At 54.3% G+C, this 26,991-nt stretch carries 24 protein-coding genes; 9 read left to right on the top strand and 15 right to left on the bottom strand.

The features are described 5' to 3' along the window. Positions 1-43 precede the first annotated feature (43 nt). On the top strand, positions 44-1,807 hold the full coding sequence (locus ACZ5EH_RS07300; RefSeq protein ID WP_464277466.1) for a hypothetical protein: 1,764 nt from the start codon (positions 44-46) through the stop codon (positions 1,805-1,807). 248 nt (positions 1,808-2,055) lie between these two features. Here the strand turns inward: ACZ5EH_RS07300 and ACZ5EH_RS07295 are convergent, their stop codons facing one another. The 12 genes from ACZ5EH_RS07295 to ACZ5EH_RS07240 form a co-directional block, all read right to left on the bottom strand. After that, positions 2,056-2,952, bottom strand: a complete 897-nt coding sequence (locus ACZ5EH_RS07295; protein ID WP_464277465.1) for a glycosyltransferase family 2 protein — start codon at positions 2,950-2,952, stop codon at positions 2,056-2,058. 220 nt (positions 2,953-3,172) lie between these two features. Beyond that, positions 3,173-4,291 (bottom strand): glycosyltransferase, encoded by a 1,119-nt coding sequence (locus ACZ5EH_RS07290; protein ID WP_464277464.1) that lies wholly within the window; start codon positions 4,289-4,291, stop codon positions 3,173-3,175. A 195-nt stretch (positions 4,292-4,486) separates the two neighbouring features. Beyond that, positions 4,487-5,668, bottom strand: a complete 1,182-nt coding sequence (locus tag ACZ5EH_RS07285; RefSeq protein WP_464277463.1) for a hypothetical protein — start codon at positions 5,666-5,668, stop codon at positions 4,487-4,489. Next, complete coding sequence (locus tag ACZ5EH_RS07280; protein WP_464277462.1) at positions 5,665-6,561, bottom strand: NAD-dependent epimerase/dehydratase family protein; 897 nt, start codon at positions 6,559-6,561, stop codon at positions 5,665-5,667. Before ACZ5EH_RS07280 ends, ACZ5EH_RS07285 begins: the two co-directional genes overlap by 4 nt. Positions 6,562-6,575: 14 nt before the next feature. Next, positions 6,576-8,189 carry a lipopolysaccharide biosynthesis protein RfbH gene (rfbH, locus tag ACZ5EH_RS07275; protein ID WP_464277461.1) on the bottom strand — a complete coding sequence of 538 codons (1,614 nt, stop codon included), beginning with the start codon at positions 8,187-8,189 and terminating at the stop codon, positions 6,576-6,578. 5 nt (positions 8,190-8,194) lie between these two features. After that, positions 8,195-9,283, bottom strand: coding sequence for a CDP-glucose 4,6-dehydratase (gene rfbG / locus ACZ5EH_RS07270; RefSeq protein ID WP_464277460.1), 1,089 nt, complete (start codon positions 9,281-9,283; stop codon positions 8,195-8,197). Further along, positions 9,280-10,050 (bottom strand): glucose-1-phosphate cytidylyltransferase, encoded by a 771-nt coding sequence (gene rfbF / locus ACZ5EH_RS07265; RefSeq protein ID WP_464277459.1) that lies wholly within the window; start codon positions 10,048-10,050, stop codon positions 9,280-9,282. The genes rfbG and rfbF overlap by 4 nt, the downstream gene beginning before the upstream one ends. Continuing rightward, entirely contained in the window at positions 10,047-11,036 is a 990-nt protein-coding gene (locus ACZ5EH_RS07260; protein ID WP_464277458.1) for a glycosyltransferase family 2 protein, read from the bottom strand. Before ACZ5EH_RS07260 ends, rfbF begins: the two co-directional genes overlap by 4 nt. Before the next feature lie 686 nt (positions 11,037-11,722). Beyond that, positions 11,723-11,863 (bottom strand): hypothetical protein, encoded by a 141-nt coding sequence (locus ACZ5EH_RS07255; RefSeq protein ID WP_464277457.1) that lies wholly within the window; start codon positions 11,861-11,863, stop codon positions 11,723-11,725. Beyond that, a complete protein-coding gene (locus tag ACZ5EH_RS07250) occupies positions 11,864-13,153 on the bottom strand; it encodes a M48 family metallopeptidase (RefSeq protein WP_464277456.1) in 1,290 nt (429 codons plus the stop codon). A 25-nt stretch (positions 13,154-13,178) separates the two neighbouring features. Then, positions 13,179-15,593: a carbamoyltransferase HypF gene (hypF, locus tag ACZ5EH_RS07245; protein ID WP_464277455.1), complete on the bottom strand. Its 2,415-nt coding sequence runs from the start codon at positions 15,591-15,593 to the stop codon at positions 13,179-13,181. A gap of 22 nt (positions 15,594-15,615) precedes the next feature. Then, entirely contained in the window at positions 15,616-16,401 is a 786-nt protein-coding gene (locus tag ACZ5EH_RS07240) for an enoyl-ACP reductase FabI (RefSeq protein ID WP_464277454.1), read from the bottom strand. 261 nt (positions 16,402-16,662) lie between these two features. On the opposite strand from ACZ5EH_RS07240, the gene ACZ5EH_RS07235 reads away from it, so the two are divergent. From ACZ5EH_RS07235 to ACZ5EH_RS07205, 7 genes are all read left to right on the top strand, one after another. After that, complete coding sequence (locus ACZ5EH_RS07235; RefSeq protein ID WP_464277453.1) at positions 16,663-17,088, top strand: HI0074 family nucleotidyltransferase substrate-binding subunit; 426 nt, start codon at positions 16,663-16,665, stop codon at positions 17,086-17,088. 268 nt (positions 17,089-17,356) lie between these two features. After that, positions 17,357-19,015 (top strand): ArnT family glycosyltransferase, encoded by a 1,659-nt coding sequence (locus tag ACZ5EH_RS07230; RefSeq protein WP_464277452.1) that lies wholly within the window; start codon positions 17,357-17,359, stop codon positions 19,013-19,015. 1 nt (position 19,016) lies between these two features. Then, complete coding sequence (locus ACZ5EH_RS07225; protein WP_464277451.1) at positions 19,017-19,616, top strand: zinc/iron-chelating domain-containing protein; 600 nt, start codon at positions 19,017-19,019, stop codon at positions 19,614-19,616. Continuing rightward, positions 19,613-22,198, top strand: a complete 2,586-nt coding sequence (locus ACZ5EH_RS07220) for a penicillin-binding protein 1A (protein WP_464277450.1) — start codon at positions 19,613-19,615, stop codon at positions 22,196-22,198. The genes ACZ5EH_RS07225 and ACZ5EH_RS07220 overlap by 4 nt, the downstream gene beginning before the upstream one ends. 131 nt (positions 22,199-22,329) lie before the next feature. Continuing rightward, positions 22,330-22,674: a phenylpyruvate tautomerase MIF-related protein gene (locus ACZ5EH_RS07215; RefSeq protein ID WP_464277449.1), complete on the top strand. Its 345-nt coding sequence runs from the start codon at positions 22,330-22,332 to the stop codon at positions 22,672-22,674. Between the two features lie 82 nt (positions 22,675-22,756). Next, on the top strand, positions 22,757-23,107 hold the full coding sequence (locus tag ACZ5EH_RS07210; protein ID WP_464277448.1) for an ArsR/SmtB family transcription factor: 351 nt from the start codon (positions 22,757-22,759) through the stop codon (positions 23,105-23,107). Positions 23,108-23,237: 130 nt separating this feature from the next. Next, positions 23,238-23,696 carry an arsenate reductase ArsC gene (locus tag ACZ5EH_RS07205; RefSeq protein WP_464277447.1) on the top strand — a complete coding sequence of 153 codons (459 nt, stop codon included), beginning with the start codon at positions 23,238-23,240 and terminating at the stop codon, positions 23,694-23,696. Positions 23,697-23,804: 108 nt separating this feature from the next. Here the strand turns inward: ACZ5EH_RS07205 and ACZ5EH_RS07200 are convergent, their stop codons facing one another. Further along, complete coding sequence (locus tag ACZ5EH_RS07200; protein ID WP_464277446.1) at positions 23,805-24,737, bottom strand: DUF1848 domain-containing protein; 933 nt, start codon at positions 24,735-24,737, stop codon at positions 23,805-23,807. 7 nt (positions 24,738-24,744) lie between these two features. After that, on the bottom strand, positions 24,745-25,440 hold the full coding sequence (locus ACZ5EH_RS07195) for an SOS response-associated peptidase (RefSeq protein ID WP_464277445.1): 696 nt from the start codon (positions 25,438-25,440) through the stop codon (positions 24,745-24,747). Between the two features lie 108 nt (positions 25,441-25,548). On the opposite strand from ACZ5EH_RS07195, the gene ACZ5EH_RS07190 reads away from it, so the two are divergent. Further along, entirely contained in the window at positions 25,549-26,391 is an 843-nt protein-coding gene (locus tag ACZ5EH_RS07190; protein ID WP_464277444.1) for a ribonuclease H-like domain-containing protein, read from the top strand. Between the two features lie 60 nt (positions 26,392-26,451). Here ACZ5EH_RS07190 and ACZ5EH_RS07185 read toward each other — a convergent pair whose 3' ends face one another. Continuing rightward, positions 26,452-26,859: a DnaJ family domain-containing protein gene (locus tag ACZ5EH_RS07185; RefSeq protein WP_464277443.1), complete on the bottom strand. Its 408-nt coding sequence runs from the start codon at positions 26,857-26,859 to the stop codon at positions 26,452-26,454. Positions 26,860-26,991 lie beyond the last annotated feature (132 nt).

Here is a 26,991-nt window from a genome sequence, read left to right as displayed (position 1 = left end):
GGGGCAAGAATATCTTGGCGGAAGCCTGCAAGCAAAACAGTAGTTGAAGTGGCATACCAACACTTGCCCCCCACTACCGAGCCAGGCATGTTGTTTTATTATTTTGTGGGATGATTTAAGAGGGTCAACGCATCAACGTTTGAAAGGTGTCTTTTTTGTTGGGTTACAACAATCACTGCTTATTGTCTGGGTGAGGCGACTCTTGAAAGATATTGGAAGACATTATCTAGGCCTGCAATGGAACAAGATACCAACGTGGCCACTAGAACTTTTCCTGTACATCATCGGCATACTGTGGGTTCTTTTCTATTTCATCCCTCAAATTACCGTTTCAAAGGACATTATCGAATATTTCGATATTGATGCTGTTCTTCATATTGACTCTGCACTTAAAACATACGTGTTTTCGAATTACGGTCTGGATGTGTATGGGCTTGGTTGGTATAAATTAATTCGCTTTGTTGACCTGATACTCATTTCACCAATATACAGATTATTTTTTTCAATTAACGATCCAACCATAAGTTTACACTACTCTTTCCTAGCAATCAATTGTATATCTTTAATTTTAATGTATTATGTTTTAATCTATAAACTATTAGAAAGAAATACAGACACTAACTATTTAGCTTTCAAATCTTTCCGTATTGCTTTTCTCCTGTTTTTATTGTCTTCTATTAATTTTTTTATGGGAAGATATATCTTCCGCATTTACCCAGACATTTTACTAATAAGCATATTGGGAATTTTCTACACCTTATTCACTCCAAAAAATATAAAATTAAAAGAATACATCATATGTGGAGCATTGGCTGGACTTTGCCTTGCTATCAAAGTACCTGCATTTATATTTATCACATTGGTTTTTATAATCTACACTAAACGAAATGTAAAAGGTATTGTACTTTTTATTTTGTTCTTTTTCATCAGTTATGTATTATTCTCGTATCCAGATACATTTGAAAAGTTAAATTTATTATACGAATTAATATTTGGCATTTCCTCCCATTTCAATAAATACCGTACTTCCATCTCCTGGGACTGGACCATCAACTATTTGCGCCAATTACTGGCAATAATGGCGCCATTCAGCCTTGCAGTGTTAGCGCTACTTCTTTCGTTTCCTCAGACAATAACCTTGAAAAAAGGAGATATTGTTAGAGCCACCATTTGCTTTTTTTGCATCAGCCTTCTCTATTGGTCAAAACCGGTTATAATAGATTGGCAGCACTACCTTTTCCAATTGGTCCCATTTCTGATTACTATATATCTATGGATATTTTTATTTGCATATAAGTCCATCCAGCAAAAGTTAAGGTTTTCTTTTTCTCGCGTTCATGGCCGCTCAGACAACAACATCATCATATTAGTTGCTTACATGATTATTCTGATAGGTGTGTATCAACTCTCTTTTTTTGCAGATCCAAAGACACATGCCTATGTTTCAAATGTATCAAATTGCAGTGCAGAATTGAAAACTATAAGGCAAATTATTGAAAAAGCTGGCAAGGGCAATAAGCCACACATTTTCAGCACTCCCTATGTCTCCGATTTTCCGCAGACTCTTCGAAATGATTGGTGGGGAAAAAAAGAAAGAATTCCTACATCCAAATATGACGTTGCCATTATATCAAAATACTACTCTCAAAATTTTGTACGCGGTCCTGAAAAAGACTCAGACAACCCCTATTTTAAAATGTATTATTCAGAAGAAACAATACACTATCGAGACATAACTTTGCAGAAAATTTACGATGGCAAGTTTTGCCCTGTAGTCCTCTATAAAGTGTTGGATGGTAAAAATTAAATACACAGCCTGAGCTGCTTAGCGATGAGAAACTCGCCAAACGTACGAAGCTACGTAAATAAAGGGAGGCGGGAAGTAAAAGGAAAGGAGCAGCGTACTTGGCAAGGTTCTCCATTATCACCACGAACAATAAAAGAATGAAAATATGGCAATAATTGAGTAGTTGTAATCAGCAACAAAACTCACTGATCGCTTGCAATACGATGCAAACTTGCAGAAAAACACACTTTAACAACACTATGTGGGGTTTAACTCTTCTTATTTGGGACGATACTTCTTTTGCTGAGCGCAGCTATGCAATTGCGTACAATATTTTTGAATAATTCCATTTCAATCTTTTTATTCCAGTACAGCGAAGCATACAGCGGCAGAATGATCTTCCCCAATGCAGCATGCAGTAACGTTCCGGGCGCCACCCTCTTGCTCTCAACATACGCACAGGCCCAACCTGTCAGCCAAGAACTTGGGGTTCTCCCCAGGAGATCCCTCGTGACATCATTTGACTGCCGGTGCAGTTCAAGGCGCTGCGCAACCGAAAAGGCTTGAGGATGCCGTCGCATTCCCGCTATTTTGACGGGTAGATGCTGAAACTGCACTCCTGCAAGCCCCAGTCGCAGCCAAAATTCATAATCCATTATCCGCAGGGTTTCATTGAGCGGACCGAATTGCTCAAAAACCCTACGTCGAAAAAACGTTGCAGGCTGGCTTATTATACAGGTCTGCTGCATGCGCTCCCAGTTCCAGTCTTCAGTGTGGTAGAAGCCTATCTCTTTTTCATTGTCATCAATGTATACGGCGTCTCCATACACAACATCAACAGAGGGATTTTTTGCAAAGACGTCAATGACGCAAGAGAACGCTTCGCCGCAATATATATCATCTGCGTTCAACCATCCAAGAATATCACCTGAAGTCATCCGAAAGCCTTTGTTGATCGCTTCCGCTGGCCCAGAGTCGGATTCCGAGATCCAAGTGATGCCTTTGTCGTACCTCTTCAATACTGAAAGTGTCGCGTCATTGCTCCCGCCATCCACGACCACGTATTCCACACCAGGCAAACCTTGCCTTACAACACTTTCAATGGCGCGTTCTATGTACTCCCCTTGATTCATGGAAGGAGTAATAATTGATAACGTAGTTGTCATTGATAAAAGGTATACCTCTGCGAATCTATCATCTCACATGCCGTGAAAATTGTCCGACATGTCTTTTCATCCAGTATGATCCATTTATTGGAACGATGATTTCTTCACTAAAAACGCACTTTTATAACAAGGTGTAGTTCTTGTACCAGCCAATATTCACAACTGCCATAGTCAGCGCACATGCAGCAACAGACAAGCAGTCCCGCAAAGCATGAGCAGACTACTCATTGCGTCCCTCTCGTTCCTGTGTGTCAATTGTCTGTAGAATACGTGCAGCATGCTGCGTATCGGCTTCCGCCCACCGCGCACCCTTTACACCAAAAACCTTGGCGTCCTCCTGTAAGGGGACAAGCTCATAATCAACCAAATGCGCTCTGGGCCCTTGCATGAATTCGGTATTCGCCGACCACCCCGTTGCGACGACATGCAACCCCCGCTGCATTGCCTCATGCAGGGTGAGTCCATAGCCTTCTGATCGATGCAACGAGAGGTAGATATCATGCGCGGCATAGAGCCTATCAAGCTCCGTGTCGCTCAGGGCCTCTGTCAGCAACTCAATGTTGCTCGATTTCTTGAGGGCCTCTTGGAGTCGACGCATATCCACGGAATCCGTGGGCGAGCCCACCTTGATCGTAAAGTGGGCGTTGGAACTGTTCCCAAACGCGAGCCGGAACGCCTCAATGGCAGCAAGGGGATTCTTTCGTGAAAGCCGCGCCGGCATATCGAACATGAACAGGACCCGCGTCACCCCATCTTCTGCATAGCCTCTGCCGCTCTGTTTCGCCGGTTTCACCCGGTGCGGCTTGACCACTACGGGCTTGCGCGTGGCCCTTCTGATAGCCTTGGCAGTAAATTCGCTCGGCGCTTCCACACTGTGCACATATTGCAGGGCAAAATTCCAGACGGGGGGAACCGCTTCCAATTCCCAGGCCCAGTACCCTACGATATATTTATCGCGTAAAAAAGCTGCACCAAGGGCCAGAAAAAGTGTCAGCATCTGAGGCGGGTTGCAGTGGACCACCACGCGCACTGGCCCCTTGATGGTGCGGGCTTGAGCAATGCCGAGCAACTCTTCTGCAGGCTCCATGTTCGGCGTTTGATAGAGCGAGGTAAAATCTACACGAATGATCTTTTTCCCGCTTGCAGCTTCACGATCAGCATACAACCTGGCGGATTCGCCAAGGCCTGTATATAAAGAGAAAAACCCAAGCACCATGACCTGTGCATCGGCATCTTCATCATAAGCATCGCAAGGAGAAACCCCGGCCCCCAGACGCAAACGCACCAGCACACGCAACATCAAAATACGCATGCCTAAGGGGCACTTTCGCCAAATCATTCGCAGTCCATTCCGCACCATAGACATAAAGAACGTCCCACCCTGAAAATCTGCCAGAAGAATTCCGGCCCTGACTAGTTGATCTTGAGAAGTCTTTTGACAGTGGCGCAGACCGCGATCATCTGCCCCCCCTCCATACAAAGAGGCGCAAGCACGATTTCCACCGGTAAGACCAGAAACCCGTTTACTGCCATGTTACGCCCCTGCAAACCCCATTGCAGCGTACAAATTCCCCAAGATGTTCTTGTTGCTTTTATAATAGCTGTCACACCACTGCAGAATTGCTTCGCGAGAAGGCGGGGGGCTGGACAACAACTGCGCGGCAGCCTGCTCAGGATCCTTCGAAAGCTTGAGCAAGACATTATCGGGGAAAGTGGAGCAAAACGCCGTCTCCTCGGCTGCAACCGCCGTAACAGGAGCATGGATGATCGATTTGATAAGAGCGCCTTCCACTGGCGCGGACCACAGGCTGGGGCAAAGTGTTGCTCTGGAATTTTCAATGGCCTCCCGAAGACCAGTTTCCCAAGTCATGGGGTGGAAAACCGCATTGGAAGGAGGCGTTCCATATCCAGCAGCAAAAACACTGTCGAAGGGGAAAAGGAAAGGAACAGACGGACAGGCCCGGGCGACTTCCAATGCCCACCTGGCTCCTTTGGGTTCCAATTGTGCGCCATGAAAAACCACATGCCCGGTATAGTCAGAAGCGGAAGCGCTTCGCTCTGCCTGCAAGTCAAAATCAGCAAGCATGCCCGCGCGTTTGATCCAGGCATCAGGACCGAAATGCTGGCGAAGGAGGGCGTCGTGATTAGCACTTTGGCTGAGAAAACGGACCTTTCCGCTTGCCGCGCATTTCATCAATAGTTTGAGAAAACGCACCGAACCTGGTTGCGGGCAAGGAAAATCGGGGCAATTAAAGGTGGTCGCTTGCGAGAAATCGCCACCAAGGCACCGCAGACAAGCAGACTGTTCTCCTGGAATATGGTTGTACGAGCGGATGCAAAAAAAACTGGCGTCCAGAACAAACAGCCATGTCGGCTTCCGCCTTTTACGAAGAAACGCTTCGCACCATGTATAACCAAGTGTTTGCGGGTGCATGATGAGCACATGGTCAGCCCGCTGCAATACACGATCATCAGGTCGCGGCGTAGGCGTCCGGCCTGCTGTCATACGGAAAAAAACTTCCCGCGCCCCTTTTAGGAGATGCAAATCTCGCAGGGCCCTTTTCAGGGAAATCCGCTCATCCATGCTATGGATGAACTTGAAATCCACATGGGGGTATTCTTTGGCTTGCTCCAGCAGCACACGAATAAAGCGGCCGGTTCCACCTGGATCGACTTGCGGAATACCGCTGGCAACCTGAAGCGTATAGTGGTTCATGCAAGCCCTTCCATAAGGCGGATGCCCTCTTCCAGACTTACAGAAGGTCGCCAGCCGGGAAGCGGCTCTCCGGACCAGGGAGACATCATTTCGCGTTCACGGTAGTCACGCGCCCCCCAATTGACTGCTATCTTTTTTCCCACAATCTCGCCGTAGATCTCTATGATTTCACGCAACGGTCGGGGATCGCCCCCTGTCACTGCATATCGGGGTGGAGAAATACCGACAGGTGCAGCCTGCGCTAAATAATCAAGCGCACTGCAATAGGCGCGGACGACATCATCCACATAAATGAGGTCGATCACTTGCTTTCCCAAGGTCATGTCCAAAATTTCATTGCCCGCGGCTGCGCGCCTGAGGAGCGAAAAAAGCTTGGGGCGAAAGTCCCCGGGTCCATACGTGTCATGCAAAACAAGGGTAAGGGCTTGTAGAGAGGCCGCGTCGGTATAATATGTCAGGATATCCTGAAAAGCCCGCTTGGTTGCAGCGTACAGATTCACAGGATTGTACGCCTCGCCTTGATAGTGCTCCCAAAACGTACCTGTGTTGATAAAATAAGGAGTCTTTACAGACACAGCACCTTCCAACAAATGGACGCCAAGGGTGATGTTAGCATCCAGGAGGGGGTCCACAGCTTCATGCGGTACGGATGCAATAACCAGGGACGCCAAATGCATAACAGCTTGGGGGCGATGCCGCGCAAAAATATCCAGAGCACAATCTATAGAACCATCATATTCCGCTACAACCAACTGATCACAGTCCATGGCCGCAAGGCGTGCGCGATCGGATGTAGGACGCACCAGAGCGATCACATCATGCCCGGCATCCAGCAAGCCGGAAACGACATGCAGCCCAAGGAATCCTGTTGCGCCAGAAACGAGGATATTCATGATAACGCGAAGGGTTAGCCGTGTTTTTGAATGAATTCCAAAATGGATGCGCCCATGTAGTCCAGCATGTCCGCAGTCAAACCAGGATACGTACCAACCCAAAAAACCTGACGCATCACTTTATCTGTATTGTCTAATGCGCCAGATACTCTGAATTTCTGATTCTTCATGGCTGGTTGTTTGGTCAGGTTTCCACCAAACAGCAATCGGGTGCCTATCTTGAGTTCATTGAGGTGCTTCAAAAGGTCTTCTCGAGAAAAGCCCACATCCTCGCGCAACATGAGCGGCATTCCAAACCAGGAGGGGCGGCTGCGCGGCGTAGGCTCAGGAAGAACGAGCGCGTCACCTGCCTGGCTGAGAAGGTTGTAAAGATGCGCGTAGTTCCTGCCCCGCGCCTCGATAAAAGATGGCAAGCGCTCCATTTGCGCTACGCCAACAGCAGCCTGCATGTCGGTTATCTTCAGGTTGTAGCCGATATGCGAGTAGACATACTTATGGTCATAACCATCTGGAAGTAATTCAAATTTCTTCGTAAAGCGGCTTTTGCACGTGTTGTCATGTCCAGGCTTGCACCAGCACTCGCGCCCCCAATCTCGAAAAGAGAGCAAAATTCTGCTCAGGGTCGTGTCGTTGGTCACCACGGCGCCGCCTTCGCCCATGGTGATGTGGTGAGCAGGATAGAAAGAAAACGTGGCAATGTGGCCAAAAGTGCCGCACTTTCTGGGGCCGGCGGGAAGGGCGTGCCCTGCAGGGAGATCGTACTCCGCGCCAAGAGCATCGCAGCAGTCTTCAATGACCCAAAGGTTGTGCTTTTCCGCAACGGAAAGAACCGCATCAAGATCAAAAGGATTGCCCAGTGTGTGCGCAATGATGATGGCCTTGGTCTTTTCTGTCACGGCATCGGCAATCAACGCTGGATCAATATTATACGTGGGGATGTCGATATCGACAAAAACCGGCGTAGCCCCGTTCTGTAAAATGGGGGTCACGGTCGTTGGGAACCCTGCGGCCACCGTTATGACCTCATCGCCGGGGCACAAGGCCCTCTCCCCCAACAAGGGCGATGTGAGGGCGCTGACCGCAAGCAGATTCGCAGAAGACCCGGAATTCGTGGTCAAGACATGCTTCGTACCCAAAAATGCGGAAAGCTGCGCGCAAAACGCTTCGTCAAAACGCCCTGTGGTCAGCCAGAAATCCAGGCTCGCGTCCATCAAGGTCTCGACTTCCCGTGTGCCAAAAACACGTCCAGACACGGGCACTGGCGATTCTCCCGGTGTGAAGGGACGCGCGGCATGGGTATGATCCGCGTGGAGCCCCACAGCAAACCTGTTGAATGCGCGCAGGATGGCGTCCAGCTGAGCAGCGGCGACGTGTCCCTTGGATACTGCGCCATTGCCGCAATACCAGAAGGAGCTCTCTGGCAAGGCAAGGTATGCGCCCCCTTCCAGTGAGATGACAAGAGCGTCTGGCGCATCCTTATGCTTGCCGCCATCTTCCAAGGGGCACAAATATACTTTTTCCTCACAATTCTTCAAAATTACGCCAAATTGCGCGCCACCTGACGGAGCAGAAGAGATTTGAACAATTTCGCCGACTTGAAAGGAAAATGAGTTGCTTGCTTTATCCATGATTTCTACAGAGTGCTGTAAGATTCAATTTGTTGGAGGCACAAATCGCGTAGGGCCTGTGGCTGATCCCCGGCGATCTCTCGTTTGTACCACTCAATGGTCCTTGCAATAGCCTGATTCACGGACCACCGAGCATGCCATCCCAGCTGGATGTTGGCTTTGCTGCAGTCAAGCCGAAGCTGCTGCGCCTCGTGTGGATGCGCCGCAGAATCACAAGCGTATGCACCAGTACCCCAAAGGGATAATATTTCTTCGACAACCTGCAGAACACTCCAGCTGCTTGCCTCGGACGGACCAAAATTCCACCCGCCCTGGCTGGTGTGGCCGTCTTCCCAGAGCCGGGCTGCTAGACACAGGTAACCTGAAAGGGGTTCGAGAACATGCTGCCAGGGCCTGGTTGCGCGGGGATTCCGAATAGGTATCGAATCGCCCTTTTCAAGAAAACGCACGCAATCCGGAAGCAGGCGGTCTTCTCCCCAGTCCCCCCCGCCTATAACGTTGCCGGCGCGGGCAGACGCAAGGGCAGGTGCTTCGGGGTGGGAGAAAAAGGAACGCATATAGGCCTGGGCAACGAGTTCAGCACAGCCCTTGCTGCTGCTGTAAGGATCACTTCCCCCCATGGGGTCGTTCTCACGATACCCCCAGACCCATTCACGATTCTCATAGCATTTATCGCTCGTGATATTGACCACAACCCTGATGCTCGGGGTTGCGCGCACGGCTTCCAGCACGTTGACGGTGCCCATGACGTTGGTGGCGTAGGTCAGCCTCGGCTCTGCATAGGAGCGTCGCACCAGGGGCTGGGCAGCCAGATGGAAGACGATTTCAGGTTGTGTTTTCTGAAAAACAGCTTCCATGTGTTGCTGATCGAGAATGTCGCCCCTGACATCCTCTATGAGTTCTCCCACAGAAATGGACTCAAAGAGGTTTCTCTCTGTCGGTGGGGACAAGGAGTAACCAGTCACCCTTGCTCCCAGCAGGTGCAGCCACAGTGCAAGCCACGAGCCTTTGAAGCCTGTATGCCCCGTTATCAGGACTTTTTTGCCTGCGTACAGGGAACTCCAGGAAAATGGTGTGGACGTAGCAGAACTCATTCCCAAATTTTCCATGGTGGATTACCGCTCTGCCAGAGTTCCTCCAGCGTGTGTTTGTCCCGAAGGGTGTCCATGGATTGCCAGTACCCGTGATGCTTGTAAGCCATCAGTTGGTTGTCACGTGCAAGATTTTCAAGGGGAGTTTTCTCCCAAAGAGTGGCGTCTCCGTCGATATAATCAAGCACCTTGGGTGACAAGACAAAGAAGCCGCCGTTTATCCAGCCGCCATCACCTTGAGGTTTTTCAAGGAATTCCGTGATCATATCATCCGTAAGCCCCAGGGAGCCAAAACGTCCCGGAGGCTGGACAGCCGTCAATGTCGCCAATTTGTCGTGGGAAGCATGAAAATCCAGCAAAGCCGTTATGTTGATGTCAGAGACACCATCACCGTATGTGAGACAGAAGTCCGAATCATCAAGGTAAGGGGCAATGCGTTTGAGACGCCCGCCCGTCATGGTGTCATGCCCCGTATCCACGAGCGTCACGCGCCAGGGCTCGCAGGTATTATTGTGAACATGCATGGAATTTTCGCACATATCAAAGGTGACGTCAGACATGTACAAAAAGTAGTTGGCAAAATACTCTTTGATGTAAAACCCTTTGTAACCCAGGCAGATAATGAAGTCATTAACACCATGAGCAGAGTATATCTTCATGATATGCCAAAGAATAGGGCGGCCACCAATTTCCACCATTGGCTTGGGACGGACAACGGTTTCTTCACTTAATCGAGTGCCGAAACCCCCCGCAAGGATGACTGCTTTCATTTTTGCTCCTTGTGTATCAATCGCGACGCCAACCGCTTGGTATAACGAAAAACTCTCCGCAGAAACGTCTTTTTATCGCTGCTTCCAGCATCAGGAGTTGAACAATTGTGCACTGCCTTATAGCTTCTGGCAATCTCTTGGTTTATCTGCGGAGAGGAGAACTTTTTTGGAACCCAATCATCGTCCAACTCTGTGGCGCGGAGAGGATTGTCCTCTGCAGCGCAATGGCAGCCTGAGCCATCAAAGCCGATATTGGAAATCAATGATTGTACTGGGTACATGCAGTATGCATCATTACGAAAGTGGGCGTAACAGAATCGAATAGCCCAGGAATCGATCATTCCATCCATCTGCAGCCCAAGCATGTTTGTCAGATCATCTCCGCCACGGTTGAATACGTTCTGGGCTTCCTCGTCCGACATGAATTCCTCAAAGTCGGAAACAGACCAGTCAACCTTATCCCAACGATCTTTCCACGTTGCCCACCCCCAGGAGTGGCACCTGTACGAGGCAAATGTGTCATAGTGGTAATCGTGAGGAAAGGCCAGCAGCCTGGGCGGATAACAATACCCTGTTATCGAGAATACTTCCGGCATGGCCGCATAGTGGGCAAGGGCCTGGTTCATGTACGCCAGGAAGTGTCGGGATGTTATCAGGTCATCTTCCACCACTATCGCAGCGCCATACGTATCGATAAGCTCTGTCACGCCAGCAATGATGGAGTTCGCAAGACCACGGTTTGCGTCCCTTTCCACCACCCGCAACGTTGCAAACCCGGAGGCGGCGCGTACAATGGAACGCACCTCCCGCACCAGATCCGCAGCATCACTATTCTTTGGTCCGTCGGAAAAAACAACAAGGTCCGTATAGGGGGCGTGCGTATTGTTCGCCAATGCTTCAAGGGTCTTGCGCGTATGTTCGGGGCGATTGTAGACAAACAAGGCCACCGGGGCCAATCGCTGCTCACCGCCAGATTGACCAGTCATGGATGCATTCATAGTTTCAGTATTCATGAGAAGTTAAGGGACCATTTCAGAATAGCCGACGGTTCCGGCAATACCAAAGCGGGCATTCGCCATTGGTTCATTTGCAGGCTTGCACAAAATGGCTCCTTTCGGCGCATGGTACGTGGTGTCTCTATTCAACCAATCTGTCACGCCAGCCAACTATCCAAAATAATTATAGCTATAGTTGAAGACCGTATCTGCAAACTGTACGAAATATACTTTTGAATTGTGTCCGGTCTTGAGTTTTCCAAGAACATCCGTCGGATGTTTTATGGTATCTGCAGTATCCTACCCGCTTTTCAGGACTGTATGGCTCCATTTACGAGAAACAACCACACTTCTGCAAATCAATAACACACAAATAGAGAGCACCCCTTCCCTATGCTCTTCAAAAATCGAAGGCCTGACATTTCCTTATGTATCGAAAGAAGTCGAGGTTGCCATTGATACTTCACGTGGGGAGGGCAGATATGTTGACTATGCGAATCTGTAGACATTTTAGAAAGTAACGCTACAGGGCCTTACTGCTCGACGGCAACAGCATGCATTTGGATAAACAAGGTGGGGCCTGTCTGCAGTTACTCGATTTATTGCTAAAAAATCAACGTATTCCAATGATTTCCCCCCACTCAAGGCAGTAAACACCTCAATCATGTGCTGCATACTTACAGCGTGATCACAAGGCGGTCAAACCCTTTACAGCGCACTGTCAGCGCCTTGAGCCGTGCAGCAACGCAACGCGGCATTGCCCTGAGCAAGCGTTGCATTTCGCCAAAAATCATCTGGATAGCGTGACGATCAGACACTCAACCTTCCACACCCGTTTTCCACTGTTCCAGTCGGCGCACACGTTCCAACACAGGGGGATGTGAATAATGCAGCGCCACATCAAGGGGGTGCGGGGTCAGATTGGCAAGACTATGGGCGGCCAGCCGTTTTAACGCCTGCGCCAGAAAACGGGGGCGCCCTGTGGTTTCTGCCGCGTATGCGTCGGCCTGCCGTTCGAACAAACGTGAAAGCCTGTTTGCCGGCACAGCCGTCAACAATGATACGGGGGAATAGACCAGGGCAAAGAGCACCAGCCCCACGTGCACTGTAGGTTGCACGGCAAAAGCTGCAAAGAGGCCATCAGCTTTGAGCATCAGTGAAAGCAGGAAAAAGAGCACGCCTGTCTTGAAAATACCCAGCACCAGCATGAGCGGCACATGGCGTTTCTTGTAGTGCCCCACTTCGTGCGCCAGCACGGCCAGCACTTCATCCGTCGAATGGCGCTCCACCAGGTTATCAAAAAGCGCAATGCGCTTGCGCCTGCCAAAGCCCGTAAAAAAGGCGTTGGCCTTGCTGGTGCGGCGCGAGCCATCAATCACATAAACGCCTTCCAGAGCAAACCCCACCGTACGCGAATAGTCTTCGATGCGTTCCCGGAGCTCGCCCCCTTCCAGCGGGGTGAATGTATTGAAAAGTGGCAGCAGTAGTGTCGGCGCCAGATACTGCATCACGATCATAAAGGAGACCACGGCTCCCCAGGCCAAAAGCCAGCCCCAGCCACCGGCCGCAATGAACAGCCAGAGTACTGCCGCCAGCAAAGGCCCCCCCAGCAGAATGGCGATGGCAAACCCCTTGAGCTTGTCCATGACATAGGTCCGCGGTGTGGCGCGGTTGAACCCGAAACGCTCTTCAAGCACAAAGGTGTGCCAGAGCGAAAAAGGCGTGGAGAGCAAGTCCCCCCCCAATGACAGACCGCCCATGAAAAGCAGCCCACGAATGACCATGGCGGCGCGCCCGTCCGCTATTTGCCCTGCGATGTGCCCGGCCAGACCGTCCAGCCACGCGATGCCGCCCAGCAGCAGAAAAGCCAGGGTGGCAGCGCACCCCACCACTCCTTCTATAAGACTGAGCCGCGATTTCGCCTGCGTATATTCTTGGGAGCGGGCATATTCCGATGCATCATAAACATCTTGAAATTCGGGAGGAATCTGAGAAGAAACCGAGCGCGCTTCCAGCGCGTCCACCAACATTTCCACAGCGCTGGCTGCCAGCAGCGCCAGTACGATAGCCAGAAAAAAAGGATCGCCATATTGCGGCAGATAGGTCACGCACCCTCCCTTATGTCTGGCGCCTTTATGCTTCCCCTGCCAGGCGCAAACGCGCCCAGGCCGCCTGTCCCAAGGAAATGCACCCGTCGTTGGGGGGTACATCCAGGTGGCATAGGGGCGTTAGCCCCCGTTCCTGCAACGTGCGTGGAAGCTCCAGACGCAGAGTGCGGTTTTGCATCACCCCGCCGGAAAGCGCAACCTGTCGTACTCCCGTGGCAGCGGCAGCTGCGGCGGCCCAGTCACCAAGCCCTTGGATCAAACCAGTATGAAAACGCCGGCTGACAGCGCTCGCTGGCGCCCCGGTCTCCCAGTCATCCAGGGCCTGGACAAAAAGCCCGCGCGTTTCCAGCACGGAAAGGCCATCGTCTTCTCTGGCGGGACAAACATAGCCGCCAGATGCAGCCATATCCTGCGCAGCCTCGAGCATGATGGCGGCCTGGCCCTCGTACGTTATGCTGCGCACCAGCCCCAGCATGGCGGCAACAGCATCGAACAGCCGGCCACAACTGCTCGTTGCAGGGGCGTTGATTCCTTTGTCCAACAATTGCGGCAACATGTCACTCATACGCGCACATTGGGCATCATCCAGCCAGGGCCAGCCACGCTCCCCCGGAGCGCGCCCCAACTGGTGCAAAATACCCCGCGCGATGCGCCAGGGTTCACGGATTGCGCTCTCCCCCCCTGGCAGGTGCACCTGATCGAACCGCCCCAGCCTGCGATGCGTGAGGCTCGCGGTATCAACAAATAAAAGCTCGCCCCCCCAAAGTGATCCGTCATCCCCCAACCCTGTGCCGTCCAGGGCAAGCCCCAAGGCCGGGCCAACATGCTTGTGCTCGGCCAGCACGGCGTGGATGTGGGCGTAATGGTGCTGCAGCTCCAGCACAGGCAACGCCCCCTGCTCCATGGCGTAGCGGGAGCTCAGGTAGTCCGGATGCAGATCGCGCACCAAGGCAACTGGGCGCGTTTGCAGAATCTTTTGCAAATGCTCGATGATTTCGCGAAAAAAGCCGAGGGTTTCAATGTTCTCCAGGTCACCAATATGCTGGCTCACAAAGGCCTGGTCACCTTTTGTCAAACACAGCGTATTTTTAAGCTCCGGCCCCAGCCCAAGGACAGAGGGCGCATCAGCCAAATCCGTCAAAAAAACAGGCCGCGGGGTATAGCCACGGGCGCGGCGAAAGAACTGCACCGGCGCTTCCCCTTTGTCATGCGCTGCAGCAGGCAGCGGCCGGACAACGGAGTCGTCTGTGCGGATGAGAATGTCGCGATTATGGAACAGAAAACAATCCGCAATCTCCCCCAAACGCGCCAGTGCCTCACGGTTGCCAAGGCAGATGGGCGCGCCGCTCATGTTGCCGGAAGTCATCACAAGCGCCGGCAAGGGGCGCTCGGCTGCAGCAACAGTCTCGCTCCGCCGGGAAATGAGCGCCAAAAGCACATGATGCAAGGGCGTATACGGCAGCATTACCCCTAGCTGATCCGTATCCGGTGCAACGCTGGGCGCAATGCTCGGGACCTTGCCGTCCGCCGCTGTCGCCCTATCCAAAGGGGGGCACAAAACAATGGGGCGCTCCGCCCCTGTCAGTAAAGCCGCGGCGGCCGGCTCCACATTCACAAAGCGGCGCGCGGTTGCAACGTCCGGCACCATCAGCGCCAAAGGCTTGTGTTGCCGGTTCTTTCGCCGGCGCAATTCCTCCACCGCCGCGGCGCCTGTCGCCCCCCATGCGAGACAGGAAAGATGAAAGCCACCCAGCCCCTTGATGGCGGCAATACGCCCCTGGAGCAGCTCGGCGGCCAGCAGCTCCAGCGCGGCAGTGCCCCTTTCGCGCTCTGCGCCATTGCTGTCCGTAAGCCAGACCTGGGGGCCACAGTCCGGGCAGGCATTGGGTTGCGCGTGAAAACGGCGGTTCAACGGATCGCCGTATTCCGCAGCGCAACGCTCGCACATGGGGAAACAGGCCATGGACGTAACAGGGCGGTCGTAAGGAATACTGCGCGTTATGGTGTATCGCGGGCCGCAGTTGGTGCAATTGGTAAAGGGATAGAGATGGCGTCTGTCTGCCGGGTCAAAGATTTCCTGCAGACAATCGGCGCAGGTGGCCGTATCCGGGCTGATGAGAACGTTGTGCCCCTCCCCTGCACTGGAATGCAGTATGCTGAAGGCGTCCTCCGCCTCCAGCTTGGGGGGCAAATCCTCCCGCACCACGGATACTATTCTGGCCAAAGGCGGTTGCTTGGCCTCCAGGTCGTGGGCAAAGGCTTCCAGGGAGGCAGCCTCCCCTTGCAGCTCGATGCGCACGCCCTGCGGCGTATTGCGCACAGAGCCCACCAGCCCGTGATCCAGAGCTACACGATACACAAAGGGACGAAACCCCACGCCCTGCACCTGACCTGAAACCGTCAGCGCCAGACGCGCGGGTCCATTGCTCGCAGTTGTCATCTTCTGCCGTCGGCTCCAGTACTTATCCTAATATGCTGTCCGTACAAACGCCCATGATGTTGAAGCCCGAGTCCACGAAAATGACATCGCCGGTGGTTCCCGAGGACAGGTCAGACGCCAGGTAAAGCGCCGATTTGCCGACATCTTCCAAGGTGATGTTCCGCTTGAGCGGCGCAGCATGTTCGATTGCGCCCAGAATTTTGCTGAACCCCGGGATGGCCGAGGCGGCCATGGATTTTACCGGGCCGGCGCTGATGCAGTTCACGCGTATGCCCTTCTGCCCCAGGTCTACGGCCAGATAGCGTACGCTGGCTTCCAGCGCGGCCTTGGCCACCCCCATGGCGTTGTAATTGGCCACCACCTTGCCGGCGCCGTAGTAGCTCATGGTCAGCACGGAGCTGCCCTTGGGCATGAGCGGCTCAAAGGCGCGGCACAGCGCCACCAGAGAAAAGGCCGAGATGTCCAGGGCCATGGAAAAACCGTCGCGGCTTGTATCGATGAAGCGCCCCCGCAAGTCGTCGCGGTTGGCAAAGGCAATGGAATGGACAAGCACGTCCACTTCGCCCCATTGCTTTTCCACCTCTGCGCGCGCTGCTTCGATTTCTTCGTCAGACGTCACGTTGCACTGGATGGTGAATTCGCCGCCCAGCTCCTCCACTATGGGGCGCAACCTCTTTTCTATTGGCGGGGCGGCGTAGCTGAAGGCCAGCCGTGCGCCATGTTCCTTGAATGTTTTGGCAATTCCATATGCGATGCTGCGCTCGTTAACCACGCCAAAAATGAGCGCCTTTTTTCCTTGCAAAAGCATGTCGTTCCCTCCGTTGGATCATTTTGGAAACACAGCGACCTTAACACCGTATCCCTGCATCTCCAGTAACGGTACAGCAACTTCTACCCCATCCGGGATGCGGCGTCGATAGCTGGCATTACTTCTGCCCCCTCGTAACAGGTTGCCGCTCGTTTGAATTTTTCAGACCATATTCTTGATTATGCCGTGGCAATAACATATTGCTTCAGTATAAAATGGTCACCGCTTGGTTTACGCGATGCAAGAAGGGGGAGACGGCTCATGGCAATAGATTATCACTGGAAACCGCTTTTTGAAAATTTTCTGCTGGCTCTTGAAAATCTTGAACGCACCGTGGGGCTGGATCAGGAGCGCGAGCTCACACAGCTTGAAATCCATGGCCTGATTCAGGAATTCGAATGCATCCATGAGCTTGCCATGAAAATTCTGAAAGAACACCAGGAGCAAATGGGCGTTCGCAATATCATAGGGTCCAAAGACATCGTATCCTCGGCCATCAAGAAAAAGCTCATCGGCCACGACGAATACTGGATGACCATGCTCATGGACCGGAGCCACGCCCTGCATGCCTACTCTGCAGAGATCGCATCCGAGATAGCCATGCGCATCATCGGTGGTTACGAGCCTGCATTCCGAGAAATGGCCGACACGTTCAAGGCCATTCTGCAAGCCGCCGAAAACGACTGACACGCCCTTTTTCCCCTATCACGCGTACTTTTCGCAGGTGGTCGTTCACAGCAAAACGGCCACCTGCTGCCATGTTGTTCCTCTTGTTATGCAAAACCATTGCAAAACCGTAATCGCTGTGCCTGGACAAGGCGCGCCGCGAAACGCTATCAATCGGACACAAATTCTGACAATCCCGAGCGCAACTGTATTTTGCTCCTTTGCCGCGCAGGCAACCATACCACTGGCGCCTGCTGCCAATATATGATGCCATTTTCAAGGATTCTGCATGGATTCACCCGCAATTCCCGATAAGCAAGCCAAACTCTGGATGACACTGGCATTGGGCCTGATCCTGACCACCACCCTGGTGCGGATATTGTTCGTCGCCACCGGGCAGTTGGACCTGGCCCAGGACGAAGCCCAGTATTGGGACTGGAGCCGGAATCTCCAGCTATCGTATTATTCCAAAGGGCCGCTTATCGCCTGGCTGAATGCGGCGGGCACAGCCGTCTTCGGCAACACGCAACAGGGTGTTCGCGCCTGCGCCGTGCTTTTTTCCCTGCTCAGCCAATGCGCCTTCTTCATCCTAGCCGCCGTGCAGCTAAAGCGCCCCCGTATGGCGTTCTGGACGCTGTTGCTGCTGAACACGTCTCCCCTGTTCATGGCATCCGCCGTGTTGATGACCACGGACAGCCCCCTGCTGTTCTTCTGGATTGCCGGTCTTGTTTGCCTGCACCAGGCGCTGCTGGGCGAAAAGAGCAGGCTGACAGGTTATGCGCCGCTATTGTTGGCGGCCTGTGTCGCCCTGGGGGTCCTGGCCAAATACACCATGCTCGTGTTCGTGCCGCTGGCTTTTGTTTTCGCCCTGGCCATTCGTCGCCGGGCCGGCAAGCGGGTATATGTGGTGATTACTTCGCTTTTGGCAGGCGCGGGCATTGGCTTGCTGCCCATAGTAATCTGGAACGCCACACATGAATGGGTGAGCTTTCGCCACGTGGGTACCCTGGCCGGTGTAAATGCTGCGGAACCCAAGCCAATGGTGCGCTTTGACCGTTTTCCGGAATTCATGGGCGGACAGATCGGCATTCTGTTGCCCTGGTGGTTTTTTTACGTGATTTGGGGAGGCTGGCAGGCCTTGTTCGGCTCCCCCCGCCGCCCCCAGGGGTTGGGGCAGGAACTGGAGGAACCGGTAGCCCCGGAGGAAGCCGCTCCGGTGGTGCCTGCACCGCTGCCCGAACCACTGGAACTGCGCAGCGAAGAACGCTGGCTTTTGGGGCTGTTTTTCTGGCCCTTGTGGGCTTTTTTCGTCATCTGGAGCTTTCACACAAAAATATACGCGAACTGGCCCGCCATGAGTTATGTGGCCGGCGCCCTGCTCGGCGGTTTCGCCCTGGCCAGACACATCAGCTATGCCAGAGGGCGCGCCCGCAAAGCCGTCAAGGTATGGATAGTGCTCGGTATTGTGGCCTTTGCCGCCATGCACCTTAATAATTATCTGCCCCTGCCCTCCGGCCTTAACCCTACGGTGCGTCTCAAAGGCTGGGCCGATCTTGGCAATGAACTGGACTGCCTGACGCAGAACGCCTTTGACGACCCCGACAAGGTGTTTTATTTCTCCGATGCGTACGATATTACTGCGGCGCTGGCCTTCTACGCTCCCGGACAGCCGCGCACCTACTGCGCCTACATCGACCGCCGCATGAACCAATACGACCTCTGGCCAGGACCGACAGCGCTGCCTGACGGCGCAAAAGGATGGGGCGCTCTTTTTGTAATCGAGCGATTCAAAAACCACATGCCCGCTGAACTGAAAGAGATGTTTGATTCCGTTCAGATACGGCACTTGCAGACCACTTTCCGCGGACAACAAGGGCGCAAATTCACCATCATGGTCTGTCGCGGCTTCAACGGCCACTGGCCTGTGGTGCATACAAAGGCTTTCTAAAATGACTTGCGATAAAGATACCCAACAAATTCTGGCCGATCCTCATGTGTGCAAACGCTGCACCGACCGCGGCCCCACTTGCTGCCAGCTGGAGCCTGGTGAGGAAAAGGTCTGCTTCCCCCTTTCCGAAATGGAGCGCGACCGCATTCTGGAAAGCGTTCAGGACAAGGGCGCTTTTGTCCAGGAGTCCAACAATAAACCGTTTGTGGACAATCTGAAGCGTCTCTTCCCCAAGGAAAAGAACCTCTTCGATCAACTGTTTCCTGAAGTGAAATTTCATCTGCGGCTGGCGACCAGGCCCGATGGCACGTGCGTTTTCCTGGGGAACAACGGGTGTGTGCTGCCCCGCGAAGTAAGACCACACTATTGCCTCATCTTTCCCTTTTGGATCACTGGGGGGCGTCTGACCTTGTTCACCCCCCCGAACTGCCTTGCTGTCGAGGAATCCAAAACCATATCCCACCTGCTGGAGGTGATGGACATGACCGAAGCTGAGGTGCGCATGCTGCATGGCCGCATCCGCCTGGCCTGGGGCCTGCCCCCGCAGGAAGGTCTGCCGCTGCTCAAACAAGCCTTCATCAGGTATAAGAAGACGAAATGAAAAAAGCGCTCATCATCATAGCCATGCTCTTCTGCATGGGGTGCCTCATGGCTGCCGCCGGCGGTATTACCCTGTACATGTGGGCCGCCAAGGACCTGCCGGGGTTCACCAAGATTGCCGACTACAAGCCCTCGCTGGTGACCACGGTGTACACCAAAAATGGCAACGTCCTGGGGCACCTGTACCGGGAAAAACGCTTTCTGGCGCGGCTGGACCAGATGCCCGACCACCTGCCCAAGGCCTTTTTGGCTGCAGAGGACAAGACCTTTTACCAGCATGAAGGCATTGACCTGACGGCTATTTTTCGCGCCTTTATCAAGAACCTGAAGGCCGGGGAGAACGTACAGGGGGGCAGCACCATTACCCAGCAGATCATCAAACGTCTGCTGCTGACTTCGGAAAAAAGCTACGAGCGCAAGCTGAAGGAGGCCTTGCTGGCCTATCGTCTGGAAAGCTACCTCAGCAAGGACGAAATCCTTACCATCTACCTGAACGAAATTTATCTGGGAGCCCGGGCCTATGGCGTGGAAGCCGCCGCCCGTGTGTACTTTGGCAAACATGTAGGCGACCTGACCCTGGCGGAAAGCGCCGTTATCGCGGGGCTCCCGCAGGCACCCTCGCGCTACAATCCCTTCCGCTTTCCGGAACGCGCAAAAGCACGGCAAAAATATGTGCTGGGACGTATGCGCGAAGAAAACTGGATCAGCCAGGAGCAATATGACGAAGCCATGAACCAGGAACTGGTCTACAAAAGCATGGACGACATTTCCTGGCAAAAAGGCGCATATTACCTGGAAGAAGTCCGGCGCTGGCTTGTGGACTATCTGAGCAAGGAAAACATGGACCGGCTGGGCATAGACCTGGACCGATACGGCGAAGACGCGGCCTACCGCTCCGGCCTGCATGTCTACACGGCACTGGATATGCGGCACCAGGAAGCAGCCGAGGCGGCCCTGCGCAAAGGGCTGGAAGATTCCACCAAACGGCGCGGCTGGCACGGCCCCGTGCAGGAATTGCGGCCAGAGGAATTTGATACCTTTCTTGAGCAGAACGATTATCAGACCGAGGACCTGACGCCCGGCGCCTGGGTCCTGGCGCTGGTTACCAAGGTCGAAAGCAAGGGGGCTTTCGTACGGGTGGGAGCCCGCAAAGGGTATATCCCCGTATCCACCATGTCCTGGGCCAGAACGCCCAACGTGAAAGTGCCCCCCGACTACGCAGCCAAGATCAAAAACGCCACCAAGCTGCTTTCCCCTGGCGATGTCGTATGGGCGTCCTTGCCTGTTCCTGAAGAAAAAAAGGATAAAAAGGCCAAGAAACCGCAGGAAGAAGTGGCGCAGGAACCAGAAAAGTCAGTGGATGAAATGCTTGCTGCATTATCCCTGGAGCAGCGCCCACAAGTGGAGGGCGCCCTGGTTTCCATCGAACCGCCAACGGGCGAAGTACGGGCTCTTGTGGGCGGCTATTCCTTTGACCGCAGCCAGTTCAACCGCGCCACACAGGCGCGCAGGCAGCCGGGTTCCGCGTTCAAGCCTGTGGTGTATTCCGCGGCCATGGACAACGGCCTGACCCCGGCCTCCATGATTCTGGATGCGCCCATTGTCATCGAGATCGGCAACAAGGTGTGGAAGCCGCAAAACTTTTCCCACAAATTCAGTGGGCCGACACTGCTGCGCACGGCGCTGGCCAAGTCCATGAACCTGGTAACCATCCGCGTGGCCCAGCGCATCGGCATCAAAAAGGTCATCGAACGCGCCAAGGAACTGGGCCTGGAGCCAGATTTCCCGCCCTATCTGCCCATCGCCCTGGGCGCTGTGGCCGTCACGCCTATCAATCTGTGCGAGGCATACACCGCCTTTGCCAACCAGGGGGTGCGCACCAAGCCGCGCATGGTGCTCTCCGTCAAAGGCCCGTGGGGAGAGGACATCTACAGCTCCGCCCCGGAAAAGACGCAGGCCATTTCTCCGCAAACAGCTTACATTATGGACTCTTTGCTGCAAGCTGTCGTGCAGAGCGGCACAGGGTACAGGGCCAAGGCGCTGAAGCGCCCCGTGGGCGGTAAAACAGGCACCACAAACGACGAACGCGACGCCTGGTTCATGGGCTTCACGCCGTACCTGATGACAGGCGTCTACGTAGGTTTTGACCAACTCACCCCCATGGGCAAGTTTGAAACCGGCTCGCGCGCCGCTTCCCCCATCTGGCTGGACTACCGCATGGCCGTGGAAGACATGTACCCGGAGCAGGATTTCCCCGAGCCTCCTGGCATAGTGCAGGTTCTGGTAAACGGGGAAACCGGCACCCTGGCCAGCCCGGGATGCACGGATTGCTACCTGCTGCCCTTCAAGGAAGGCACGCAACCGCAGTACTATCAATCCCCCCCTGGCGGCACATGGGGCGCTCCCGTCCAGTACTCAAGCGACCCCACAGCGCCCAACCAGCCAGGACAGTACTGGACGCCCGACCTCTCTGAACAACCCCAGAACGGGCAACAGCAACAGGGAACGTTCCAACAGCCCACGCAGCCAAGACAAAATGGCGGACGAGGGCGCAGTGAGGATCTACTGAAACAGACGTTTTAAGGCGCGCGTCTTCCGCTGTGGTGCATGATTGACGTAAGACTCCTTTTTTCTTACGAATGGTTTTATAGTTAGAAGATTCTCTTCCCTCTTTGCGCAGCCATTTCGGAAGAGCAAGCCCGCAGGAGAAAGCCATGCCTTTTTTCAAGATCGACACCAATGTAGTGATGACCGATGGCGCGGCCCGCGAATTTGCCGCCAAGGCTTCCGCCCTGGTAACCAAAGCCCTTGGCAAGCCCGAGCAATACGTGCAGACCCTGGTCACCCCAGGCGCTTTTCTGCTGCATGGCGGTACGGACTCCCCTGCCGCAGCTGTGGCGCTCAAGAGCATCGGCCTGCAGGAAGGACAGTGCGCACCGCTTTCTGAAACGATTTGTGCTTTTCTGGACCAGGAGCTTGCCATTCCTGCAGACAGGATCTACATAGAGTTTGCTGCTTTAGAACGTTCCTGGTTTGGCTGGAACAAGGGCACTTTTTGAGGCAATGCCGGGCAAACGCCCGGTCAGGAATTGACGAAAGGGGGGGTGCTTGGCTATTTTGCCAACAAAGGAAGGATTTGTCATGCGCCCGCGATGTGAAATAGAAGAACAAGCCCGTATTTACAAAGCCTTAGGCCACCCAAGCAGGCTGGCCATGGTGGACGCCCTAGGAGAAGGGGAGCGCTGCGTTTGCGAGTTGCGCGAACTTGTGGGCGCCGACATGTCAACAGTCTCAAAACACCTTTCCGTGCTGCGTGAAGCAGGAATCGTCAAGCACGACAAGCGCGGCAACCAAGTCTACTACTCCCTGAGCATGCCCTGCATCATCGCTTTCATGAGCTGTGTGCAACGGGTACAATTGCGCGCCCTCTCTACGGAACAGACCATCCATTGCGAACTGGAAAAATACGCAGAACCGGCGCCTGCCAAATAGTTTTTTCGCCATATTTAGGGGCGTATCCAAAGCTGACAACTGCCTGCATGCATCACGATTTCGTCACAGATTTCAGGTATGTTGTATTCTCTTCTCGTGCTGTGGACCACATTTCGCTTGGAGGCGCCCCATGGACAAGCTCAAGGTCCTTTTCGTCTGTAACCACAACAGCGCCCGAAGCCAGATGGCGGAAGAACTTCTGCGACGTGAGGCAGGAGACTCCTTCCAGGTAGAAAGCGCAGGATTCCAGCCTGGCGAGATAAACCCGCTGGTCATCGACGCCATGGCCGAGGTGGGCATCGACCTTTCCCGGAAAAAGACCCAGAGCGTATTTCAACTCTTCAAGGAAGGCAGGCTCTACGACTACGTAATCACGGTCTGCGACGACTCACTTGAAAAAAAGTGCCCCGTCTTCCCTGGCGTGACCCATCGCTGGCATTGGCCTTTTCCTGACCCTTCCGCCCTGGAAGGCACCTACGAAGAAAAAATGGCCAAGGTGCGTGAAATACGCGACGCCATCCATGAACGCATCACAAATCCCTTTGATACGCCATTTCGCACCCAAAACACTTACCAGTCCGGGGAGTGACAAGGCCAGTAGCGACTTTCTTCTCTGGACAATCGCTCTCTGTCTCCACTTGCTGCATGAAGCAGATCTTTTTTGTAGTGATGGGGTGAACCCCCAACAAGGAATTTACTACAAAGGCAACAGCCCCTGCTGGCAGCCGCGCTCCTTGCGTGGTGCGGCCAGCGGCAGCAAGGCGTGCCCGGCAGGGTCATGAAGAGCGCGGTTCGCCCGTGCACGCGCTGGCGACGCCGTGGCATAGCAATAGGCGCAGCCAAAACAGCAGGTATCGTACGCGCCCACATCCCGGCTTTGGGCGCACAGGCAGTCACCACGTTGGTGCGAATCCCGTGACAAGGGCAAGGATATATTGAACTCCCGCCCAAGCCAGGCGGCGTCGATGCACGCTCCGGCCGGAATACCGCAATCCGCCAGAGCCGCCCCCTGCGCACATGCCTGCAGTTCCATGCCATGGGTCCTTGCTATTGCCTTCATGCCGAAAAGCAACTCCCTGACGCGTTCCGGCTCCGGGGCAAACAGGCAGAATCCTTGACGTTCCAGGGCCGCCATGCGTGAGCGTGTCTTACGGTATCCTTCAAACAGGCTTGTCTTGACCCGCACCACGGCCCCTGCAAGGCGGCCGGCCAACTCCTTGAAATTGTGCAAATGCCATTCTGGCGGGGTGGATTCCGTCAGCACAATGGGATCATAGCGCCAGACAATGCGTGAAGCGCCCCATTCCTGCGCCAGCCGCAAAACGCCTTTAACAGCCGCTTCGGTGGCCGGCCGGGCCGGCTCCATGGCACGGGGGTAATTGGTGATCGAGGTCAGGCACACGGCCTGGTGTCCCAGATCGCGCAACTCCACCGCCCGCCGTGCCAACACGGCAGGATGCCTGGTCCAGAACACGATGCAATCGACATCCGCACGCGCCAGGGAGACCCTGCTGGATTGCGAAGGCGCAAAGGGATTGCCAACCAGACAATACCCGGCGTGCAAACGATTGAAGAACCAGTCCGCATAAAAAGCCGGTATATCGGTTCTGCGGGAAGCACTGATGATCATGGACGCCTCACACACCGCCCTCTGCAATAGGCTCCAGAGAGAGTTCCTGATTACGGGGGTTGTTTACCTCCGTGCTTACGGGCCATGCGTGCATGGCATCCGCCGGATAGGGGCGCAGCAGGGCTTGCAAACGCTCCCGCTCCAGTTTGCTGGCATCGCCCCCTTGCTCCCCGGCCAGAAGCCATAGGTCCCAGTCGTGCTTTGGCAGGATCACGGGCATACGGTCATGGATGGGCGCCACCAGGTCATTGGCGTCGGTGGTCAGAATGCAGACCGTGAGCAGTTCGCTGCCGTCGGCGCCCTGCCAGTGTTCCCACAGGCCGGCCATGGCGAACGGGGCTCTGTCCTCCATGGCGATTGCGTAGGGCTGTTTGCTTTTTTCCTTGCGCTTCCACTCGTAAAACCATTGGGCCGGCAGCAGGCAACGGCGGCGCTTGAATGCGGCGCGGAAGGCCGGTTTCTCGGCAGCGGTCTCGGCCCGGGCATTTATCATCCGCGCACCCATTTCCGGAGTCTTGGCCCAGGAGGGCACTAGCCCCCAGCGCATGGCGCCCAACACGCGCCCTTCTCCGCCTGCAACGATCACTGCCACTTCGGTCGTAGGCGCTATATTCCTGCGGGGGGTGTATTCCTCCACCCGCGACAGCTCAAAAGCCTCTTTCGCTTTTTTCGGGGGCATGTCGAATCCGAATCGGCCACACATAACGCCTCCTTTGCAGGCACTGGAGTCTTGCAGAGCTCTGGAGCAATCCGTATGCTGCCCCAGGCCGCAATATGCACACCACCAACCAACCTACTGGAAAAATTACAAATGCTACAACAAACATTCTGCCATATCCCGACCATAGGCGTCAAAACAGAAGCCAGACTCTGGGATGCAGGCATCCACACCTGGGATGATCTGCTCCAGGCCGAAAGTCTGCCCGTGCCGCCCAAATCAGCGGCAAAACTGGAGATGTGCCGTCAACATTTGCAGCTTTCCAAGGAGCGGCTGGAAGCTGGCGACGCACAATTCTTTGTCCAGAGTCTACCCCCCAATGAAATCTGGAGGCTGTTTCCCGAATTTCGCCACAACACGGCCTACGTGGATATTGAAACCACAGGTCTGGGCCCTGCTCAGGACCATATCACCACCATTGCGCTCTACGACGGGCGGCAAACCCGCTGGTATGTGCACGAGCGCAACCTGGAAGACTTCGCCACAGACATCCAGGAATACGATATGCTTGTCACCTTCAATGGTCGCTGCTTTGACGCGCCCTTCATCGAACGCAGCATGGGCATAACCCTGGAACACGCGCACCTGGACCTGCGTTTCGCGCTCAAGGCCGCCGGCGTTACCGGTGGGCTGAAAAAAGTGGAGAAACACTTTGGGCTCGACAGGGGCGAGCTGGACGGCGTGGACGGCTACTTTGCCGTGCTGCTCTGGCAGGAATTCCTGCGCAGCAACGAGGAGAGCGTGCTGGAGACGCTGCTGGCCTACAACATCGAAGACGTGCTGAACCTCGAACACCTGGCGGCCAAGACGTACAACCTCATGGTGGAGCGGTTGCCCTTTGGCCAACAGCTTGCCCTGGACGAACCCCTACCCGGGCTGAATCCCATGAAGCCGGACACCTCGCTCCTGGGCAAATTGCGGGGGTACATCAGATAAAAAGGGGAAACCGCGAGCACCAAACACGCTGCGGTTTGAAGCCTCTCACGACATTCGTTGTCACTTCCCCTTTTCCTTACTCTGCACGGGCAGTTCCACACGCTCTACCAGCTTCTGGTAATAGCGCTCGTTTTCTTCCATTACGATGGGGCGCTTCCGGCTCATGTTCCAGCGGCGCACCAGTACATTCAGCTTTTTTATCTGGCGGCAGCGCGTTTTTTCGTCAGGACAGTCTTCCAACAAGTCCAGAATGGTCTGGATTTCCTTGCGGTCCGCCACTTCCTGCGGCAAATGGCCGGAATTTCTGAGCACTTTGTAAGCCATGCGCAGGTCTTCTGGAATCATTGAGTCATCTTCCAGCTTGAGGGGTTCCCCCTTCCCGGGGAGGTCTTCAAACTGCCCTTCGCGCATGGCCTTCTCAATGCGCTCTTCTATCAATCCCTGCCAGGCAAATAGTGAAATGGCCATCTATGCCTCCGCCCCAGCGGTAAGCGCTGTATCGTCGTTCTTGTTCGCATACGTCATGCCCTTATCTTTGGCACCAAGCGAGACGCTTGCCAACCCCCTTGCAGGGCGCTACACAGGCCCCGGGAGGATAAA

The organism is Desulfovibrio biadhensis, assembly GCF_055388615.1.
This window is presented reverse-complemented; position numbering and strand designations above follow the sequence as displayed.